The sequence below is a fragment of the Synechococcus sp. R70.1 genome (assembly GCF_047461675.1).
Taxonomy (GTDB): Bacteria; Cyanobacteriota; Cyanobacteriia; order Thermostichales; family Thermostichaceae; genus Thermostichus.
In genome coordinates, this window is record NZ_JANSHR010000098.1 from 49,518 (window position 1) to 65,088 (window position 15,571).

The following is a 15,571-nucleotide window of genomic DNA, read 5'->3' on the forward strand; positions in this document are numbered from 1 at the left end:
TAGCCGCGGCAATACCAGTGTAGGGGTTTTGCCTCCATCTCACAAGGGATCTTTCCCTTCAATACAATAGGAATCCCTTCTTGTACTTTTGCTATGTATCGCTCCCCCCTGCCTTTTCTGGGCCTGACCGAGTCGGATCCAGAGGTAGCCCACGCCATTCTCTTGCCTGTCCCCTACGAGGCCACCACCTCCTACGGAAAAGGCACCGCCAAGGGCCCCCAAGCGCTCCTGGAGGCTTCGGCCTACGTGGAGATCTACGACGAGGTGAGGGACTGCCAGCCGGCCCTCCGCCCCGACTGCCGCGAAGAGATCTCCCGCTACTGGACGGCGCCGCCGGTAGAGTTCGAGGGGCTGGATACCCACGAGCTGGCCATGGCCGAAATTCAGCGCCGCGCTGCCGAGTGGGTTAGGCCAGGGCGGTTTTTGCTCTCCATTGGCGGCGAGCACTCCATCACTGGCCCCCTAATTGCCGCCCACTTGGTGCATTACCCCGAGCTGCATGTGCTGCAGATCGACGCCCACTGCGACCTTAGAGATAGCTACGAGGGATCCCGCTACTCCCACGCCTCGGCCATGGCCCGGGTAGTCGAGCAAGTGGGCAGCCGCCTTACCCAGGTGGGGATCCGCTCTATCTGCGCCGAAGACCGCCAGGCCATCCGCAAGTACCGCCTGCACACCTTCTTTGCCCACAGCTTGCACAGCAAGCCAGCTCAGGAGTGGATCCCGGAGGTGATTGCCACGCTGGGAGCCCAGGTTTACCTGACGGTGGATGTAGACGGCCTCGATCCCGCGGTCGTGCCGGCCACCGGCACCCCTGAGCCCGGTGGGCTGAGCTGGTGGGAAACCGTGGAGCTGATCCGAGCGCTGGGGCAGCAGCGGCAGATTGTTGGCGCCGACGTGGTGGAGCTGGCCGTTACCGGGGAGCGGGAAACCGATCGCCGCAGCGCTTTTACCGTCGCCAAGCTGGCCTATCAGATCCTAGCCGCCGCTTTGGGTTAAGCTCCCCTAAAGACTGGACTCTCGGTGTTGCCAGCTTCCTAGATGCCCCCAGCCATGTCCTCGCCTTCTTTGCCGCTGCCCCTAGTTGACGAGGAGCTCATCCACAGCCGCATTCAGGCTGTCCGAGCCCAGATCCCAGAGCAGGTGGAGATCATGGCGGTGAGCAAGGGCTACAGCGTCAACCACATCCGCGCCGCCTATCGAGCTGGAATCCGCCACTTTGGGGAGAGTCGGGTGCAAGAGGCAGCCGTCAAACAGGCGCAGCTGCAGGATTTGACCGACATTGTCTGGCACCTGATTGGACACCTCCAGACCAATAAAGTAAAGCCAGCCCTCAAGCAATTTGCCTGGATTGACAGCGTCGACAGCCTGCGCCTGGCCAAGCTGATTGACCAAAAAGCGGGGGAGCTCCACCTCACCCCCAAGCTTTGCCTGCAAGTGAAATTGGCACCGGATCCCAACAAATTCGGCTGGCTTGTCCCCGACCTGCTGCAGAGCCTGCCTCAGCTCAACCAGCTGCTGCAGGTGGAAATTGTGGGCCTGATGACCATTCTGCCGCTCGGCCTTAGCTCAGAGGCCGCCTTGGAACTGTTTCGTAAACTAGCTGAGCTTGCTGAGTCCATTCGGCAAAGCGGCTACGAGCGCCTGCAGCTACGCACCCTCTCGATGGGGATGTCTGACGACTACCTGCTGGCAGTGGCGGCAGGCTCCAACTTGATTCGCCTGGGACGCGCTCTGTTTGCCAATGCCGAGCGTCGGTAGATGCAAACTTTATGAAGCTCTTGAGTTGTGATTAAATTTTTCTGAAGCTGTGCCCCTCCAGGATTGCTCTGCAGGGCTCTTTGGAGGGGGAGGCCTGCGTTACTTGGCTGGCGTTGGCAGCTTCTTGCCCAAAGGCCTCCTCAGTCTCTTGAAAGAGAATATGAAGGACGTTTCCTAGCTTGGGCCTCTGCCCAAGATCGCGGGTCTAAACGCCGAGCTTGCTGTAGATGTAGGGTAGGTAGTGAGGATGCAAGGGATGAATGTCAGTGGAATCTGGAGCAGGGTAAAGGACTTTGTGGGCTTAAATGATCCCGCGGATAACCTGGAGGAGTACTCTGAATCGGAGATGGAGGGGCAGGACGACTACCAACTTCTCTACGAAAGACACCGTTCTGCATCGGCCACCTCTAGTGAGGAGGAGGTAGAGCACCCCTGGCGGGGACGGCGGCAGCGCTCAGTAGAAGCTGGCGAAGGGCCTGTCCATCGGGAAGAGTCGCGTGGCCATCGGCGCAGTCAGCCTCCTCGGGAGCGCTCAGGAGGGGGTGGTATGGGGAGCAAGGTGATTGGATTGCCTGGCGTCAGCCAGCCGACCAATGAAGTAGTGGTGCTGGAGCCGCGCAGCTTTGATGAAATGGCCCAGGTTATCCAATACCTGCGCGAGCGCAAAACGGTGATCATGAACTTAAGCCTGATGGATCCCGCCGAGGCGCAGCGTTCGGTGGACTTTGTTGCCGGCGGCACCTACGCCATTGACGGCCATCAGGAGCGTATTGGGGAGAATATTTTTTTATTCACCCCCAGCACCGTCACCATCTCCACCCCCAGTAGCCAAGTTATGCAGCCGCTGCAGCGCCCTTTGCAAGGCCCTACCCCTCTCTGGCCCAGCGGCTATGAGCACCTGCAGGCGGTAGGCCAGCAGTAGCTGCGATGGAGCAACCGCTGCTGAGTGTCATTGGGGGCGGAGCTATGGGATCTGCCCTGCTGCGCCGCTGGGTGGCGGCAGGGGTTTATTCTCCAAAGCAGATGGCGCTGCGGGAGGTCGATAAGGACAGGGCCACCGCTCTCCAGCAAGAGCTTGGCATTCGTCTATTGGCCGATCCCTCGGAGGCGGGGGAGGCCGAGATTTTATTTTTGGCCGTCAAGCCCCAGGTCTTTCCGCAGGTAGTGGCAGAGATAGGGCAGCCGGCGGCCACAGAGTTGGTCATTTCTATTATGGCCGGGATCCCTTTGCAGCAGTTGCAGCAGGCTTTTCCCCGGCAAAAGGTGGTGCGCACCATGCCCAACACACCGGCACTGGTGGGGGCAGGGATCACGGCTATCTGCTACGGGCCAGGGGTGACGCCTCAGCAAAGGGATCTGGTGGAAAGGTTGTTTCGGGCTGTAGGCCAGGTGGTGACGGTGCCGGAGAGCCAGATGGATGCGGTAACCGCCCTGTCAGGATCGGGGCCAGGGTATTTGGCAGTGATCCTGGAAGCGCTCATCGACGGCGGCGTAGGAGTGGGCCTACCGCGCCCCATCGCCACCCAACTGGCGGTGCAGACCCTGGCAGGCACTGCTGCCCTCCTGCAGCAGGAGCAGCTGCACCCCGCCCTGCTCAAAGACCAGGTCACTAGCCCCGGCGGCACCACCATTGCCGGCCTCCAAGTCCTGGAACAGGCAGGGGTGCGAGGGGCCCTAATGCAGGCGGTGCGGGCGGCCTACGAGCGCTCCCGTCAGCTCCAGGGATCCTAGCGCCTGCCACAGCGGGCGGGTCATCCAGCTCCACCCCACCCTGAGCTGGTGCTCTAGAGTGGGCAGGCGGAAGAGGTAGGCAACTCGCCGCGCTAGGTAGCCCAGGGGGCCGGTTAGGGTAAGGCCGCCCAAGGCCGAGACTACTGCCGTATCCGCCCCTAGGCTGAGCATCTCCCCCAGCGAAAAGTAGCGAAACGGCAGCAGCGGCCGCTCCTGGGTGAGCAGAGCCCACAGGTTCCAAGCGCAGTAGCCCGCTTCTTGGAAAGCTGCCTGGGCAGTTGCAGGTACGGGCTGTCCTGTGGCATCCACCACCGCTGCTCCGTCGCCCAGGGCAAATACTTCGGGAAAGGTGGGCGTTTGGAGAGTGGGCAGAACCTGCAGGCGGCCCCGCTCGTTTTTGGGCAAATCCAAGTTAGCAATGGCCGCCGCTGGTTGGGTGCCGACTGTCCAAAGCACAGCATCGACCAAGTCAACAGCCATCTCCTGAGTTGCCAGGCGCTGCCGCTGCAGACGAAAGGGAGGAGCGCCGTTTTCTCCCGTAGCCTCGATCCCAAGTACCTTGGTCTGCAGCTCCACCTGCACCCGCCGTTGGGCCAGCGCCGCCTGGGCTGCCTTCCGGCTTGAGGGAGCAAACCCCGGCAAAATCTGGGATCCCACCTCAATAAGACGGATCTGGCCGCGCGATCCCAGCCGGTCAGCCAATTTGCAGGCTAGCTCTACGCCGCTGGCCCCTGCCCCCACAATAGCTAGGTAAATGGCCTGAGCCGGATCCCGCGCTTCTAGGGCCTGCAAGTGGGCCCGCAGCCGTTGGGCATCGGCTAGGGTGCGGAAGGGAAAGGCAAACTCCGCTGCTCCCGGCACGCCCTGCAGGGGAGTTTCCCCTCCCAGCGCCAGCACCAGGGCGTCGTACTCCAAGGTCTGCCCCTCTGCCAGGAAGACGCGGTGCTCTTGGAGGTCAACCGACTGCACCGCGCCGCGGCGAAACGCTACCCCTTCCGGCAGCAGATCCTGGAAACGGGGGGCCACCTCCCACTCCTCCATCTCGCCGGTGAGCAACTCGTAGAGCAAAGGAGCAAAAACAAAGCGCTCCTGACGATCCACCAGGGTAATCTGCGGCGGCTCCGGCCAAGGCCGGCGGATGAGCTCCAGGGCTGTATACAGCCCGCCAAAGCCGCCCCCAAGGATGCAAATGCGACGCATGCTTCGAGGGTTGAAGGTAACATCAGCTTAACAAACCGACCGGGATCCAGCCTCAGGGCTCTGCGTTGTGCAGGGGAACAGCCGCTTTTGGCGGAAAGACCGTTGCCGCATTGACTCTGCGGGGTAGGATGCTGTCCAAAAAGCTAAGGATGCCCCAAACCAGGCCGACGCTGGCCACCCAAAAGAGCCACAGCCCACCCGCCCAAGGAGGTGGCAGATCCAGAGCCACTCCCCCAATGAGCGGCCCAACGGCAAAGCCTGCTGCCCAGCAGAGGGAGTTGATCGATAGATAAACCCCCCGCAGATGCTCTGGGGCCAAATCTGCCACCAGCGCCGAAGCTGAGGGGTTGTAGCTCGCCAAGGCCAAGGAGAGCACCGCCAAGGCCAAGGCCGCCATCCCTATAGCCGGCATCGCTCCCAACTGTGCTGCTGGGCCGCTGAGCCAAACCAACCCAAATCCCAGGCCCCACATCAGGGCGGATCCCTGTAAACCCTGGATGCGGGTGAGGCGGTTCAGCCAGCGGGCCACCGGTATCTGCAGCAGGGCAACGATGGCTCCGTGCAGGGCAAACAACGGGCCAATCTGCACCTCAGGGATCCCAGCTCCCTTGCGCAAGTAAAGGGGCAAGCTGCTGCTGAGTTGGGCAATGTAGGTGGTGAAGAAAATGTTGGCCAGGGCAAACACCCATAGGGGGCGATCCCGCAGGGCAACTTTCCAGCCTGCCAACAGAGGCTCTGCCGCCGGCTGAGCTACTCGAGTTTCCTGAACGCAAAGCCAGAGTAGGGCTAGAAAGGCCAAGTACGTGAGGCCGTCGATAACAAACAGGAGGCGGTAGTTCTTCGTCAGAGCTACCAGGACGCTGGCCATGGCGGCGCCAAGGCTCAGGCCCAAGTTATCCCCCAGGCGGTTTAGGGCATAGGCTTCGTTGCGCTGCTCGCGCGTGGTTAGATCCGCTACCACTGCCTCCACCGGCGGCCAATAGAGGCCCTGCCCGAACCCTGCCGCCAGGTTGGCCAGGGCAAAGCTCCAGAAGCCATGGGAAAGGGCAAAGCCAAAGGAGCCCAGAGCGGAAATGGCCAGCGAGAGGATCAAAGTGGAGCGGCGGCCCCAAGCTCCGTCTGCCATGGATCCCCCGAGGAGGCGGCCAAACACGCCAGCAAAGGCCATCATGCCCAGACCCAAACCTACCTGAGTGGCCGTCAGCCCTACCTGATTGACGAAAAAGAGGGTAGTGTAGAACAGAGTAAAACCGGTTCCGGTTTGGGAAATCAGCCGACCGATAAAGATCAGCCAGACCTGAAAACCGAGCTGTGGCCACCAGTAAGGGATCCGCATAGGGGAGGCAACGGGAGACAGGTTACCTAGCCTAGGGGATCCCAGTCGCTGACGCCAGAATCCAGTGCAGCAGGCAGGAGCAGCCGCGCCAGCCGGTACACCCAGTAGTCGAGCTGGGCCAAGTCATTTCCCATCGCCTTCATCACCACCAAACACCTGCTTTCCCAAACTGGCTGGCAGCCCTCTCTCGACCTAAACCCCGCCGGCTCGCCTTTTCTTTTGGTCGGCCCACCCATCGGCACCGAGACAGACCTTGGGGGCCAGGGCTTGGAGGGCTGGCTGCAACAAACTGTAGCAAAAATTAAACAAGCATTGAGAACCAAGACCCGCCGGCCAGCAAGGCGGCTTGCCAACCCCTAGCATCCGTGGGCCAGCAGGAGAGGATCCAACTGGCTGTTACCTGACAGCCACTGGCGACTTGGCTGCCACAGCGCGCTCTTCCTCTTCTTCCTCAGGAGGAACAGCCACAAACTCGATGTGGTTGAGCAATGTTGTCACGAAGGCAAAGAGCAGAAAAGGCAGGGAGATGACCAAGATCAACGCGATGGTGAGGAAGGCGTAGAGAGGGCTATTCATCAGAGAGAGGGCGGCGCCCAGGCCAGCAAAAATCACGATTAGCCAAACAACGATCTGGCCGTAGATATCCCCAAAGGAGAGGGTACAGATAAAGCGGTAGCGGGTGTGGGTGTTCATGGCAATTCCTCGGGATAGCCTGGCTGGCTTGATCCTGACCGGGAACCAAGCCTTAGCCTCACGGGTGGATATGAGTATCTTGAGATTTTAGACGAGAGAAGGGGAGACACATCTCTTTCCTAAGAAATGTCTCAAGAATCGGCTGAGCAAGCCGGATCCTTCGTCTCTCCGAAGACAGGATGCTATCGTCGAGATCGCAGACGCTTTCTGGTAGTCAGCAGCCATGTGCATTTGTATTCACTGCTACTACGTGGACCGCTGCACCACCTATCACGCCGTGGAAGCGCAGCACCAACAGCCCCACCTCACCCTGACGCCAGATTTTGAGCCGCAAGGGCCCCAGATCAACGTCAACATCCGCAACGGCGGCACTGAGATGGAGTGGGACGTGGTGGCCTGCCAGAGCTTTCGCGAGGAGCGGAACAAGTGGGCAAGGCTTCGCCCCCACGAGGTCGTTCCCACTTAAAATCTAGAGATGGCCTAGATGCCAAAAGGGTTCTCCGCGCCTGGGGGCTTGAGACTCAGGTCTGCTGCAGGCAAAAGCCTTAGTTCGTTTATTTCGAGAGATTGGGAAGACTACGATGCTAACCGCAAGCCCGACAGCACCACCAACGGATGCTCGTCAACGGGTAAGCCAGTTTATGCGGCATCTCCAGGACGAGATCTGTGCTCGTCTGGAAGCTCTGGATGGCAAAGCCAAGTTTCGGGAAGACAGCTGGGAACGCCCTGGAGGGGGGGGCGGTCGCTCGCGGGTCATCCAGCAAGGAGGCGTGTTCGAGCAAGGAGGGGTCAATTTTTCCGAGGTATTTGGCTCCCAGCTGCCCCCTTCGATTTTGAAACATCGCCCCGAGGCAGCGGGGCATCCCTTTTACGCCACCGGTACCTCCATGGTGTTGCATCCCCGCAACCCCTATGTGCCGACGGTTCACCTCAACTACCGCTATTTCGAGGCGGGGCCGGTTTGGTGGTTTGGCGGCGGCATGGATCTCACCCCCTACTACTTGTTTGAGGAGGATGCGGCTCATTTTCACCGCACCGCCAAAGCGGCCTGCGACCGTCTGGATCCGGTCTACTACCCAACTTTCAAGATCTGGTGCGACCGCTACTTCTTCTTGCCCCATCGGGGCGAGGCCCGCGGCGTTGGCGGCATTTTCTTTGACTATCAAGACGACCGGCCTGGGCTGCTCTACCGCCCTGAGGGTGAGGCAGAGGCGGATCCCGAACAGCTTGTGGCTGAGCCGCTGCCACTCCAGGCGCGGGTGGGATCCCGCAGTTGGGAGCATCTCTTTGAGCTGGTGCAAGCCTGTGCCGAGGCGTTCTTGCCTGCCTATGTGCCGATTGTGGAGCGGCGGCAGGGGATGGAATGGGGGGAACGGGAGCGACAGTTCCAACTCTACCGGCGCGGGCGCTATGTGGAGTTTAACCTCGTCTACGACCGGGGCACGGTCTTTGGTCTCCAGACCCAAGGTCGTGCCGAGTCGATCCTGATGTCGTTGCCGCCATTGGTGCGCTGGGAATACGGCTACGAGCCGCCGCCCGATAGCTGGGAAGCCAAGCTCTACGAAGTGCTGCGCCAGCCTCGGGATTGGGCCTAGGCGGTACTGGTCTCAATTTTTGAGGATCGCGTTGTCTTCCCCTCTGCCCCTTGTCTACCGCTTTCAACCGCCCCGCCAGGCCGGGCCGGGATCTGCTCCTGTGTTGGTGATGCTGCACGGGATCGGCAGCCATGAGGGGGATCTCCTCCAGTTGGCCCCTTACTTGGATCCCCGCCTAGCGGTGATTAGCCTAAGGGCGCCGCTTCCCTGGGGGGCGGGCGGCTTTGCCTGGTTTGAAATGGCCTGGACGCCGGAAGGGCTGGTGGGGGATCCCGAGCAAGCCCGCCGCAGCCGGGAGCTGGTCAGCCACTTTCTGGAGCAGGTTCTGCCCCAGGGGATGGCCGACATTTCTCTGGATCCGGCCCGGGTCTATTTGCTGGGGTTTAGCCAGGGGGCGATCATGAGCCTATATCTGGCTCTAACCCGGCCGGAGAAGCTGGCTGGCGTAGTGGCCATAAGCGGTCGCCTTTCACCGGAGATCCTAGCCGAGGCGGTGGAGCCAGCCCGGATGCAACACTTGAGCGTCCTCGTGGTTCACGGCACCGCCGATACCGTTTTGCCTGTGGCTTTTGGCCGCCAGATCCGCGACTACTTTGCCTTGCTGCCCCTGCGCTTGACCTATCGGGAGTACGAAATGGGCCACGAGGTTTCCCCAGAAAGTTTGCGGGATATCCAAGGGTGGTTGCAAAGTCAGCTGGACAAAAACGGTGGCCCTCCTTGGAGTTGAACCCTGGGCAAGGGCTGGGAGCCGTTGGGATCCCCTACAATAGCGGCAAAGTTTCTGCCCCCTGAGGCTCTCAGTGAACGGCGGCCAGCCTCCCTACGACATCCTCATCCTCTCCAACGGCCCCGGCGAGCTGCTCACCTGGGTGCGGCCAGTTGTCCTAGAGTTGCGCCAGCAACTGCCCCAGGCGCGTCTTTCCCTGGTGCTCTCTCCTTGTCCGCACGCCTCTGGGCAAGAGGTGAAGATAGCAGAGGAATTTATCCAGGTCGATCGGGTTCAGGATCCCGATTTTTTTCTAGCTTTTCTGCTCACAGGTCAGACCGAAGAAGCCTGGGACTGGGCCAAGCGGGGGGTGGTGCTGTTTCTAGGAGGGGATCAGTTTTTTGCGGTCTGGATTGCCCGCCGTCTGCGCTACCGCCTGGTGGTGTATGCGGAGCGTCGGCCCCGCTGGCGACCCTGGGTAGACGTTTTTGCGGTGCGGACGGAGGAGATCAAACGCCGCTACGACGGGGGAGGCCTCTTGGGCCACCGCTGGGCTGCCAAGATGCAGGTAGTCGGGGATCTGATGGCCGATGGAGTGGCCAGTGCTGTCTCCTTGCCGGGGATACCTCTTCCCGGCTGGCTCAGCAGCCGCTTTCTCCCCCCGCCGGCTTCTAGCGCTGCTCCTGAAGCGACGGCAGGCTTTTCCACCCTCCTCCAGCCCCTCCCCGATCCCATCGAGGAGCCGGAATCGGGGCAAACGGCACCGGAAAGGGTGGAACCCCCCCCTGCCGACGAAGCCTTGCTGCCGCGTGGCTGGCAACGTCTTGGCGACCGCAACCGCACCCACTACCAGGTGGGGCTGCTCCCCGGCTCCAAGCCAGCCAAGCTCTCCCTGGGAGTGCCGCTGGTGCTGGCAGTGGCCGATGAGCTGCGCCAGTTGTTGCCCAACGTCCGCTTCGTGATCCCAGTGGCTCCTGGCCAGACCCCTCAGTCGCTGGCGGCTTACGCCCATCCCAGGCTCAACCCCGATATGGCCGTCATCTACGGCACCTCCGCCACCCTGGAGCAAACCAACCTGGGATCCCACTTCGTCACTCCCTTTGGCACCACGGTACAACTGTGGACTCGTTTCCCCGCCTATTCTGTGCTAGCCAATTGCGACCTCTGCCTGACTACAGTTGGAGCCAACACCGCTGAACTGGCCTATCTGGGGGTGCCCATGGTGGTGGCGATCCCCACCAACAAGCTGGAGGCGATGCGCGCCTGGGACGGGATCCCTGGCCTGTTGGCCCGCTTGCCTGGCCTGGGCACTTGGATAGCCCGCCTCATCAACACAATTGCCCTGCGGTGGTTGGGTTACCTGGCTTGGCCAAATATCTGGGCAGGACGGGAGGTGGTGCCGGAGCTGCGAGGCCATTTGCGACCAGCCCAGGTAGCCGAACAGGTGCGGGCCCTGTTGGCCGATCCCGAACGACGCCAGCAGATGCAGAGGGAATTGCAACAGCTGGGGGGCAGACCGGGTGCGGCCCAGGCCATCGTGCAACTCGTGGCCCAGCAGTTGAGCAAAAGCTAAATGAGGCGACCGAGGCGCTCCCGCAGCTCGGCAGCGGCCTGCTCTAGATGCTCGGGAGTATAGCCGGTGGTCTCTACCCGAACGGCAAGATGGGTGTCCTGGCTCTCGTGCAGATGGATCCACAGAATGTGGCGGCCATCTTCAGTTTTGCGGTTGGCGGCTTTGACGCCGTTTTTGGGGGCAGCGTAGGCGTTTGGGTCGTAGCGAACCAAATCCACCCAGGGAAGGTCGCGCAGGAGCTTTTCCACCTTGACCCAACTGCGAGGACGGTGGTGGCTACTCTCGCTTCGCAATTGGATGACCTCGGCGCGATTGCGGCCAGAATCTGGCAAGCTCGCCCGCGGGATCCGAGGCTGGACTTGCGGTTGCAGATGGGGCAGATACACCAAAGACTTGTATTGCTCGTGGATGTAGCAGACCGGGATCCCCAGTTGGCTGCCCACCACGGCCATAACCATGGCCTGGGCTTTGAACCCCCCAGTGGCGGCGAAGGTGACGAGCCCTTTAGCGCTCTCCGCCAACTGTTTCAGCAGCTCGGCCATCCGCTCTAGGGAGGATTCCTCCAGCTCGTAGTTGATGCCGGGGAGAGGCAAGAGGGAAACCCCTTGTTGGCCCAGGGCTTCCTCAAAAAAGAGCTTCAAAATCTGGGCACACTCTTGGCCTTCAGGAGTTTCTGAGTAAAGCAAAATCAAGGCATCCTGGGGGGTGGGGTCCAGCCGGTAGTAGGTGTTGGTTTCGGCGCTGATCAGTTCCAGGTCGGTCTTTCTCATCCAGGCTAAGGCCCGTTCTGGATCCCCAATGGTCTTTTGCCCTAGCCACGGCCGCGGCGGCTGTAGGTTTTTGTCCGGGTTGGTGAGCAAAGAGGTGCCCACGGTCATGATGATGGTCTGCATGAGTTCCCCGCAAATGAAGCCCAAAGCTATAGCTCTTAGCGCCGGCGGGAGTAGGGACGGGGATAGGGCTGGCGCATTTGCCGAGCCAGGTACACCTGAAAGGTCTGCGCCACTGCACCCGCCCGCCGCAGAGGGATCTCGGCCACCGGTTCAATGTGTTCAAAATAGTTGCCGTAGGTGGCTGGGATCCCTGCTTTTGGCTGGAACAGCGTGGAGGTGACTAGCAGTCCGTCTTTTCCCAGCCAGTCTTCCGGCTGAGACCAAAAGGCAAAGCCCCGCGGATCTTCATCTAGGCAGGTGAGGGGCTTCTCCGTCAGCGGTGCCAAGGCCATGCCGATCTGCCCGCTCAGGAAGTAGGTATTGGTGAAGATGAAGTCTACTGCCTCCAGGGCCTGAGTCAGGCGGGGATCCGTCTGAAACTGGCGGCGCAACTGCTCAATTTCAATGAGTTGGGTGGAGGGATCCCGTTCCACTGGCCACAGGCCCAAGCCGCCGGGCGCCTGCAGCAGCCCGTAGCGCACATGGGCTAGCCCCACCCCCACCAACAGGCCCACCGCCACCGCCGTCCCCGCCAAGAGCCGCTTTGCTCCTGGCCATCCTTCCCAGCGGGATCCCAAGAGCAAGCTCAGCACCCAAAACCCCGGCATGGGCCAGGTGGGGAGGATGGGCCGGTAGCCCCCCATCAAGGTAAAAGCCAGCACTAGCGGCAGCCCACAGGCCAGGATTAAAAGGTGCCTCAGCTCCTGATCCGCGAGGCGTCTTCTCTGGAAGAGAGCTAGCCCCAGCCGCCCGCCCTCTGCCAAGCTCAGCCCCAGCAAAGGGATCCCCAAGGTTGGGAAAAGATAGAAGATCTCCTCCAGCATCGTCCGCCCCAGATCCTGCAGGCGGTAGCCCGTCTCCGGCACCGCTCGCCCCCCTTGGAAGCGAAAGGAGATCCAATCCTGCTGGGCGTTCCAGAGCAACACTGGGCTAAAGACTGCCAAGAACCCCAGCGCCGCCAAAAGCGCCCAGCCGGATCTAAAGGCACAGCGGTGGGCCGGGCTGAGCAGGCAAAAGAGCACCAGGCCAAACCCCAACGCCAGGCCGTGGTATTTGCCCAGAGAGGCCAGCCCCACCAAAAGGCCCATTAGCGCCAGCCGCGGCCCTGGACGGTAGCGAGCCGACCCGTAGACCCCCGGTTTGGGAGCCGGAAAAAACTCCTGGGCAGCCACCCACAGCGTTGCCGCCGTAAACAACGTCAGCGGGCTGTCCGGCAGGGTTAGCACCCCAAACCCAATCCAGAAAATGGGTGCGATGCTAATGGTTGCCAGGCTAATCAGCCCCGCCTGCACCGAAAAGAGCCGTGCTCCAGTGAGGTAAAGCAACAGAGAAGAGCCGGTGTAGGCCAATAGGGATCCCAGTCGGATGGAAAAAGCCGACACCTGACCTGTCAAAACAGGCCCCAAACCCGTCGTCCAGGCCACCAGGGGCGGATGGTCAAAATAGCTCCAGTCCGGATGGCGGGTATAGAGGTAGTAGTAGGCTTCGTCAAAGCCCGGTGGCAGCAGAGCTGCGACCAGACAGCGCAAAAGCAGGCTCAACCCCAGAATCCACAGAACAGCCCGCGGCAGCACAGGGGATCGCTTTGAGCGCGTGGACAGATGCCATTGTCTCAGCTTCGGCAAATCTTGCCTCCCCCACTTTCCCCAAAAACCAAGGGGGGTCTAGTCTAGGCCTAAGGCGTTGTCTCTGGCAACCTTACTGGACACCTCAAAAGCTGGCCCAATTGTTCTGCTTCCGCCCTTGCCTTGCTATCATCAGTACCAAAACTCAGGTACAACAAAGGTTCTCCTGATTGCAACTGCACCTCCACCGAAAAAAGGTATCGCCATCAGAGTCTGTTGTGCTCTGAACCACAACTTGCTGCACGTCTCCGAAGGAGTAAGTTTTCCTCCTCCTTATCCCAAAGGGAGTGAGGTACTCCTCCGAGATCTGGTCTAGGGAGCGGTCAAAGGTCAGCCGGCATCTCAGTGGCGCAACTGTTCGCAATAGACCTAACAGAAATAACATTCCTGGGAGAAAAAGCACAATCAGAAGTACAGACAAACTTCCTAAGTTGAGAGTATTGCCGTCCACCAATAGCTGACTCTCTGCACTCACCCGAAACGATTGGATCTTTGTTGCCAGTTGTCGGGCTTCGCTCTCGCTGGCGGTTAACCAGGCTTCCTTTTCTCCTGCAGAAGTTATGAGAGTGACGTAGTAATAGGTTCTCTTGTCTTCCTCAAAGTCTATTTGAACTTCAGTTTTGGTTCTGGCCCCTCTTACGTTATAATAAGACCTGACCCATTTTGGTAAGAGTAGTGGCTGGAAGACCACTTTGCAGTTGACCATATCCTGATCAAGGCGATAGCAAGTGAAGCTGCGATCTCCCAGAAAACGCCAAGTCAGGGAACAAAGATACAGCACCAAAAAGAGAGCAAAGATAGCCCTAACCGACAAAACTCCAAGCCCCCTTAGATAAACACGCTTGCTGGGGGTCTGCTCCACACACCTCATCCCCATAGGCTTACCTCCGTCGGGATCCTAGGCTTTGCCCTCATTATTGCTTGCTGCCGTGATACCTGACCGTTTTCCACAATTTTTGAGAGCGGAGTTTGGTTTTTTATGCCCAAATTAGACTGAGATCCAGGACAAAGCCAGGGAGGAGAGGATCCCCCTGCAGGTAAGCTGGGCGCTCCAGGACTTGTAATGGCTGGCTAGGACGATAGACACGGGTCAATTAGCCAGCCCAGTCAGTGCAGCTTGACTTGCAAAGCAACTAGATCGCTCGGAGGGAGCGCAACTCCAAAACAGAGCTCCCTAAGCGCCCCCAGCAGCATCCAGCAAGAGGTGAAGGAGTCGAAGACCAGCGATTTTCCTTTTCAGCTTTTGGGAATCAGCCGCTTCGGACAGGCGGCGCGGATATGGGACTTGCTCAGGTCAGGCATGAGGGCCAAGGCTCGTTCGGCATCAATTTGTGCTTCGCACACTGCCTCCAGCACCTGCTCTGCCAGCAGGGAAAGGGGCATGTCAGCAGTCTCCTCTGGATTGGTTTTTTCAGAGATTTGCCGAACTCCCTGGGGCGGAGGGGGTAAGGTCGGCTCTGCTCGGGGAGGCAAGGTAGTGGAGGTGCCCACTGACAGTGGGGTTTCGGCAAAGGTTGCGCCACTTTTCCCCAGCAGTAGGGATCCCAGCAGCAACACCAGCCCAGCCATCCCCTGTGCTGGCCAACACCTTGGTCTCTGGGCAAGGCTGCGGCTGACCACCTCCCTGTCCAACCACCTACCAAGCCCCTGGCCGCTCATTTCACCCCTCCAAGACCACCTTCTTCCTCAAGCCTCAGGATATCCAACAGACTCAGAATTTGCAGTAGGCTAGGCCTTGGTCAACCTTTCCCGCTATGGCACGTCTATCCCAAGAGCTAGCCCGCTTAGCCGGCCTTGCCAACAGCTCGGAGCAGCCCGAGGGATCCCCACCAGAGGCGATCCGCATTGAAGAGATTCTCCAACTGGCGCGCGAGCGCAGCTTTGGCTTGTTTTTGGCAGTGCTGTCTTTTCCCTCGGCTTTGCCTCTGCCCGCTCCTGGCTATTCCACTCCCTTTGGCGTGGTTATTCTGCTGCTGGCCCTACAAATGCTGGCAGGGCGAGCCACTCCCTGGCTGCCGCCATGGGTGCTGCAGACATCCATTGAACGGAAGCAATTTCAAAAATGGGTGCAGGTCGGGATCCCTTGGCTGCTGCGCCTTGAACAAGTTGCCCGCCCCCGCTGGAACCTCGTCTGCACCAGTCGCCTGGGCCAGGTCTGGCTAGGCACCTGGATGGTTTTGATGGGCATTTCCATGATCATTCCCGTGCCCGGCACCAACACCCTGCCGGCAATGGGGGTCTTCGTCACCGCCTTTGGCCTCCTGGAAGAAGATGGGATCCTCTGCAGCTTGGGATCCCTGATCTGTGTGGCAGCGGGGCTGCTGACCACTTCCATTTTGGTAGGCTTGGGGCTGGGGGGAACGACCTTGGTGGATTGGCTGCGAAGATAGCGCCCTACCAGCCTCTCTCCCAGAGGGAG

Annotated in this window: 15 protein-coding genes; 9 read left to right on the forward strand and 6 right to left on the reverse strand. The window is 60.3% G+C overall.

What is annotated here, in order from left to right; translation table 11 throughout:
* The first annotated feature begins 93 nt into the window (after positions 1 to 93).
* The 4 genes from speB (at position 94) to proC (ending at position 3,492) form a co-directional block, all read left to right on the forward strand.
* A complete protein-coding gene (speB, locus tag NW807_RS10255; RefSeq protein ID WP_414405758.1) occupies positions 94 to 999 on the forward strand; it encodes an agmatinase in 906 nt (301 codons plus the stop codon).
* 54 nt (positions 1,000 to 1,053) lie between these two features.
* The gene (locus tag NW807_RS10260) at positions 1,054 to 1,761 is read left to right on the forward strand and encodes a YggS family pyridoxal phosphate-dependent enzyme (protein ID WP_414426038.1); all 708 of its coding nucleotides are present in this window, start codon (positions 1,054 to 1,056) and stop codon (positions 1,759 to 1,761) included.
* Positions 1,762 to 2,107: 346 nt separating this feature from the next.
* Positions 2,108 to 2,683, forward strand: a complete 576-nt coding sequence (locus NW807_RS10265; RefSeq protein WP_414426060.1) for a cell division protein SepF — start codon at positions 2,108 to 2,110, stop codon at positions 2,681 to 2,683.
* A 5-nt stretch (positions 2,684 to 2,688) separates the two neighbouring features.
* Entirely contained in the window at positions 2,689 to 3,492 is an 804-nt protein-coding gene (proC, locus tag NW807_RS10270) for a pyrroline-5-carboxylate reductase (RefSeq protein WP_414411525.1), read from the forward strand.
* Here proC and NW807_RS10275 read toward each other — a convergent pair.
* The 3 genes from NW807_RS10275 to NW807_RS10285 all read right to left on the reverse strand — a co-directional run bounded on the left by NW807_RS10275 (position 3,436) and on the right by NW807_RS10285 (position 6,721).
* A complete protein-coding gene (locus NW807_RS10275; protein ID WP_414426039.1) occupies positions 3,436 to 4,692 on the reverse strand; it encodes an NAD(P)/FAD-dependent oxidoreductase in 1,257 nt (418 codons plus the stop codon). The genes proC and NW807_RS10275 overlap by 57 nt on opposite strands.
* A 52-nt stretch (positions 4,693 to 4,744) precedes the next feature.
* Complete coding sequence (locus NW807_RS10280; protein ID WP_414426040.1) at positions 4,745 to 6,028, reverse strand: MDR family MFS transporter; 1,284 nt, start codon at positions 6,026 to 6,028, stop codon at positions 4,745 to 4,747.
* Positions 6,029 to 6,424: 396 nt separating this feature from the next.
* Positions 6,425 to 6,721, reverse strand: a complete 297-nt coding sequence (locus NW807_RS10285; RefSeq protein WP_414426041.1) for a hypothetical protein — start codon at positions 6,719 to 6,721, stop codon at positions 6,425 to 6,427.
* 223 nt (positions 6,722 to 6,944) lie between these two features.
* On the opposite strand from NW807_RS10285, the gene NW807_RS10290 reads away from it, so the two are divergent.
* The 4 genes from NW807_RS10290 (at position 6,945) to NW807_RS10305 (ending at position 10,595) form a co-directional block, all read left to right on the forward strand.
* The gene (locus NW807_RS10290) at positions 6,945 to 7,187 is read left to right on the forward strand and encodes a Ycf34 family protein (protein ID WP_414395204.1); all 243 of its coding nucleotides are present in this window, start codon (positions 6,945 to 6,947) and stop codon (positions 7,185 to 7,187) included.
* A 115-nt stretch (positions 7,188 to 7,302) separates the two neighbouring features.
* Complete coding sequence (gene hemF, locus NW807_RS10295) at positions 7,303 to 8,316, forward strand: oxygen-dependent coproporphyrinogen oxidase (RefSeq protein WP_414426042.1); 1,014 nt, start codon at positions 7,303 to 7,305, stop codon at positions 8,314 to 8,316.
* 31 nt (positions 8,317 to 8,347) lie between these two features.
* Entirely contained in the window at positions 8,348 to 9,043 is a 696-nt protein-coding gene (locus NW807_RS10300; protein ID WP_414426043.1) for an alpha/beta hydrolase, read from the forward strand.
* A gap of 73 nt (positions 9,044 to 9,116) precedes the next feature.
* Positions 9,117 to 10,595: a hypothetical protein gene (locus tag NW807_RS10305; RefSeq protein ID WP_414426044.1), complete on the forward strand. Its 1,479-nt coding sequence runs from the start codon at positions 9,117 to 9,119 to the stop codon at positions 10,593 to 10,595.
* Here NW807_RS10305 and NW807_RS10310 read toward each other — a convergent pair.
* From NW807_RS10310 to NW807_RS10320, 3 genes are all read right to left on the reverse strand, one after another.
* Complete coding sequence (locus NW807_RS10310) at positions 10,592 to 11,488, reverse strand: putative CRISPR-associated protein (protein WP_414426045.1); 897 nt, start codon at positions 11,486 to 11,488, stop codon at positions 10,592 to 10,594. The two genes, NW807_RS10305 and NW807_RS10310, sit on opposite strands and share 4 nt — an antisense overlap.
* Before the next feature lie 35 nt (positions 11,489 to 11,523).
* Positions 11,524 to 13,101, reverse strand: a complete 1,578-nt coding sequence (locus NW807_RS10315; RefSeq protein WP_414426046.1) for an ArnT family glycosyltransferase — start codon at positions 13,099 to 13,101, stop codon at positions 11,524 to 11,526.
* 1,287 nt (positions 13,102 to 14,388) lie between these two features.
* Complete coding sequence (locus NW807_RS10320; RefSeq protein WP_414405747.1) at positions 14,389 to 14,721, reverse strand: hypothetical protein; 333 nt, start codon at positions 14,719 to 14,721, stop codon at positions 14,389 to 14,391.
* Between the two features lie 185 nt (positions 14,722 to 14,906).
* Here NW807_RS10320 and NW807_RS10325 point away from each other — a divergent pair, with 185 nt between their 5' ends.
* Positions 14,907 to 15,542, forward strand: coding sequence for an exopolysaccharide biosynthesis protein (locus tag NW807_RS10325; RefSeq protein WP_414426047.1), 636 nt, complete (start codon positions 14,907 to 14,909; stop codon positions 15,540 to 15,542).
* The last annotated feature ends 29 nt before the right edge of the window (positions 15,543 to 15,571 follow it).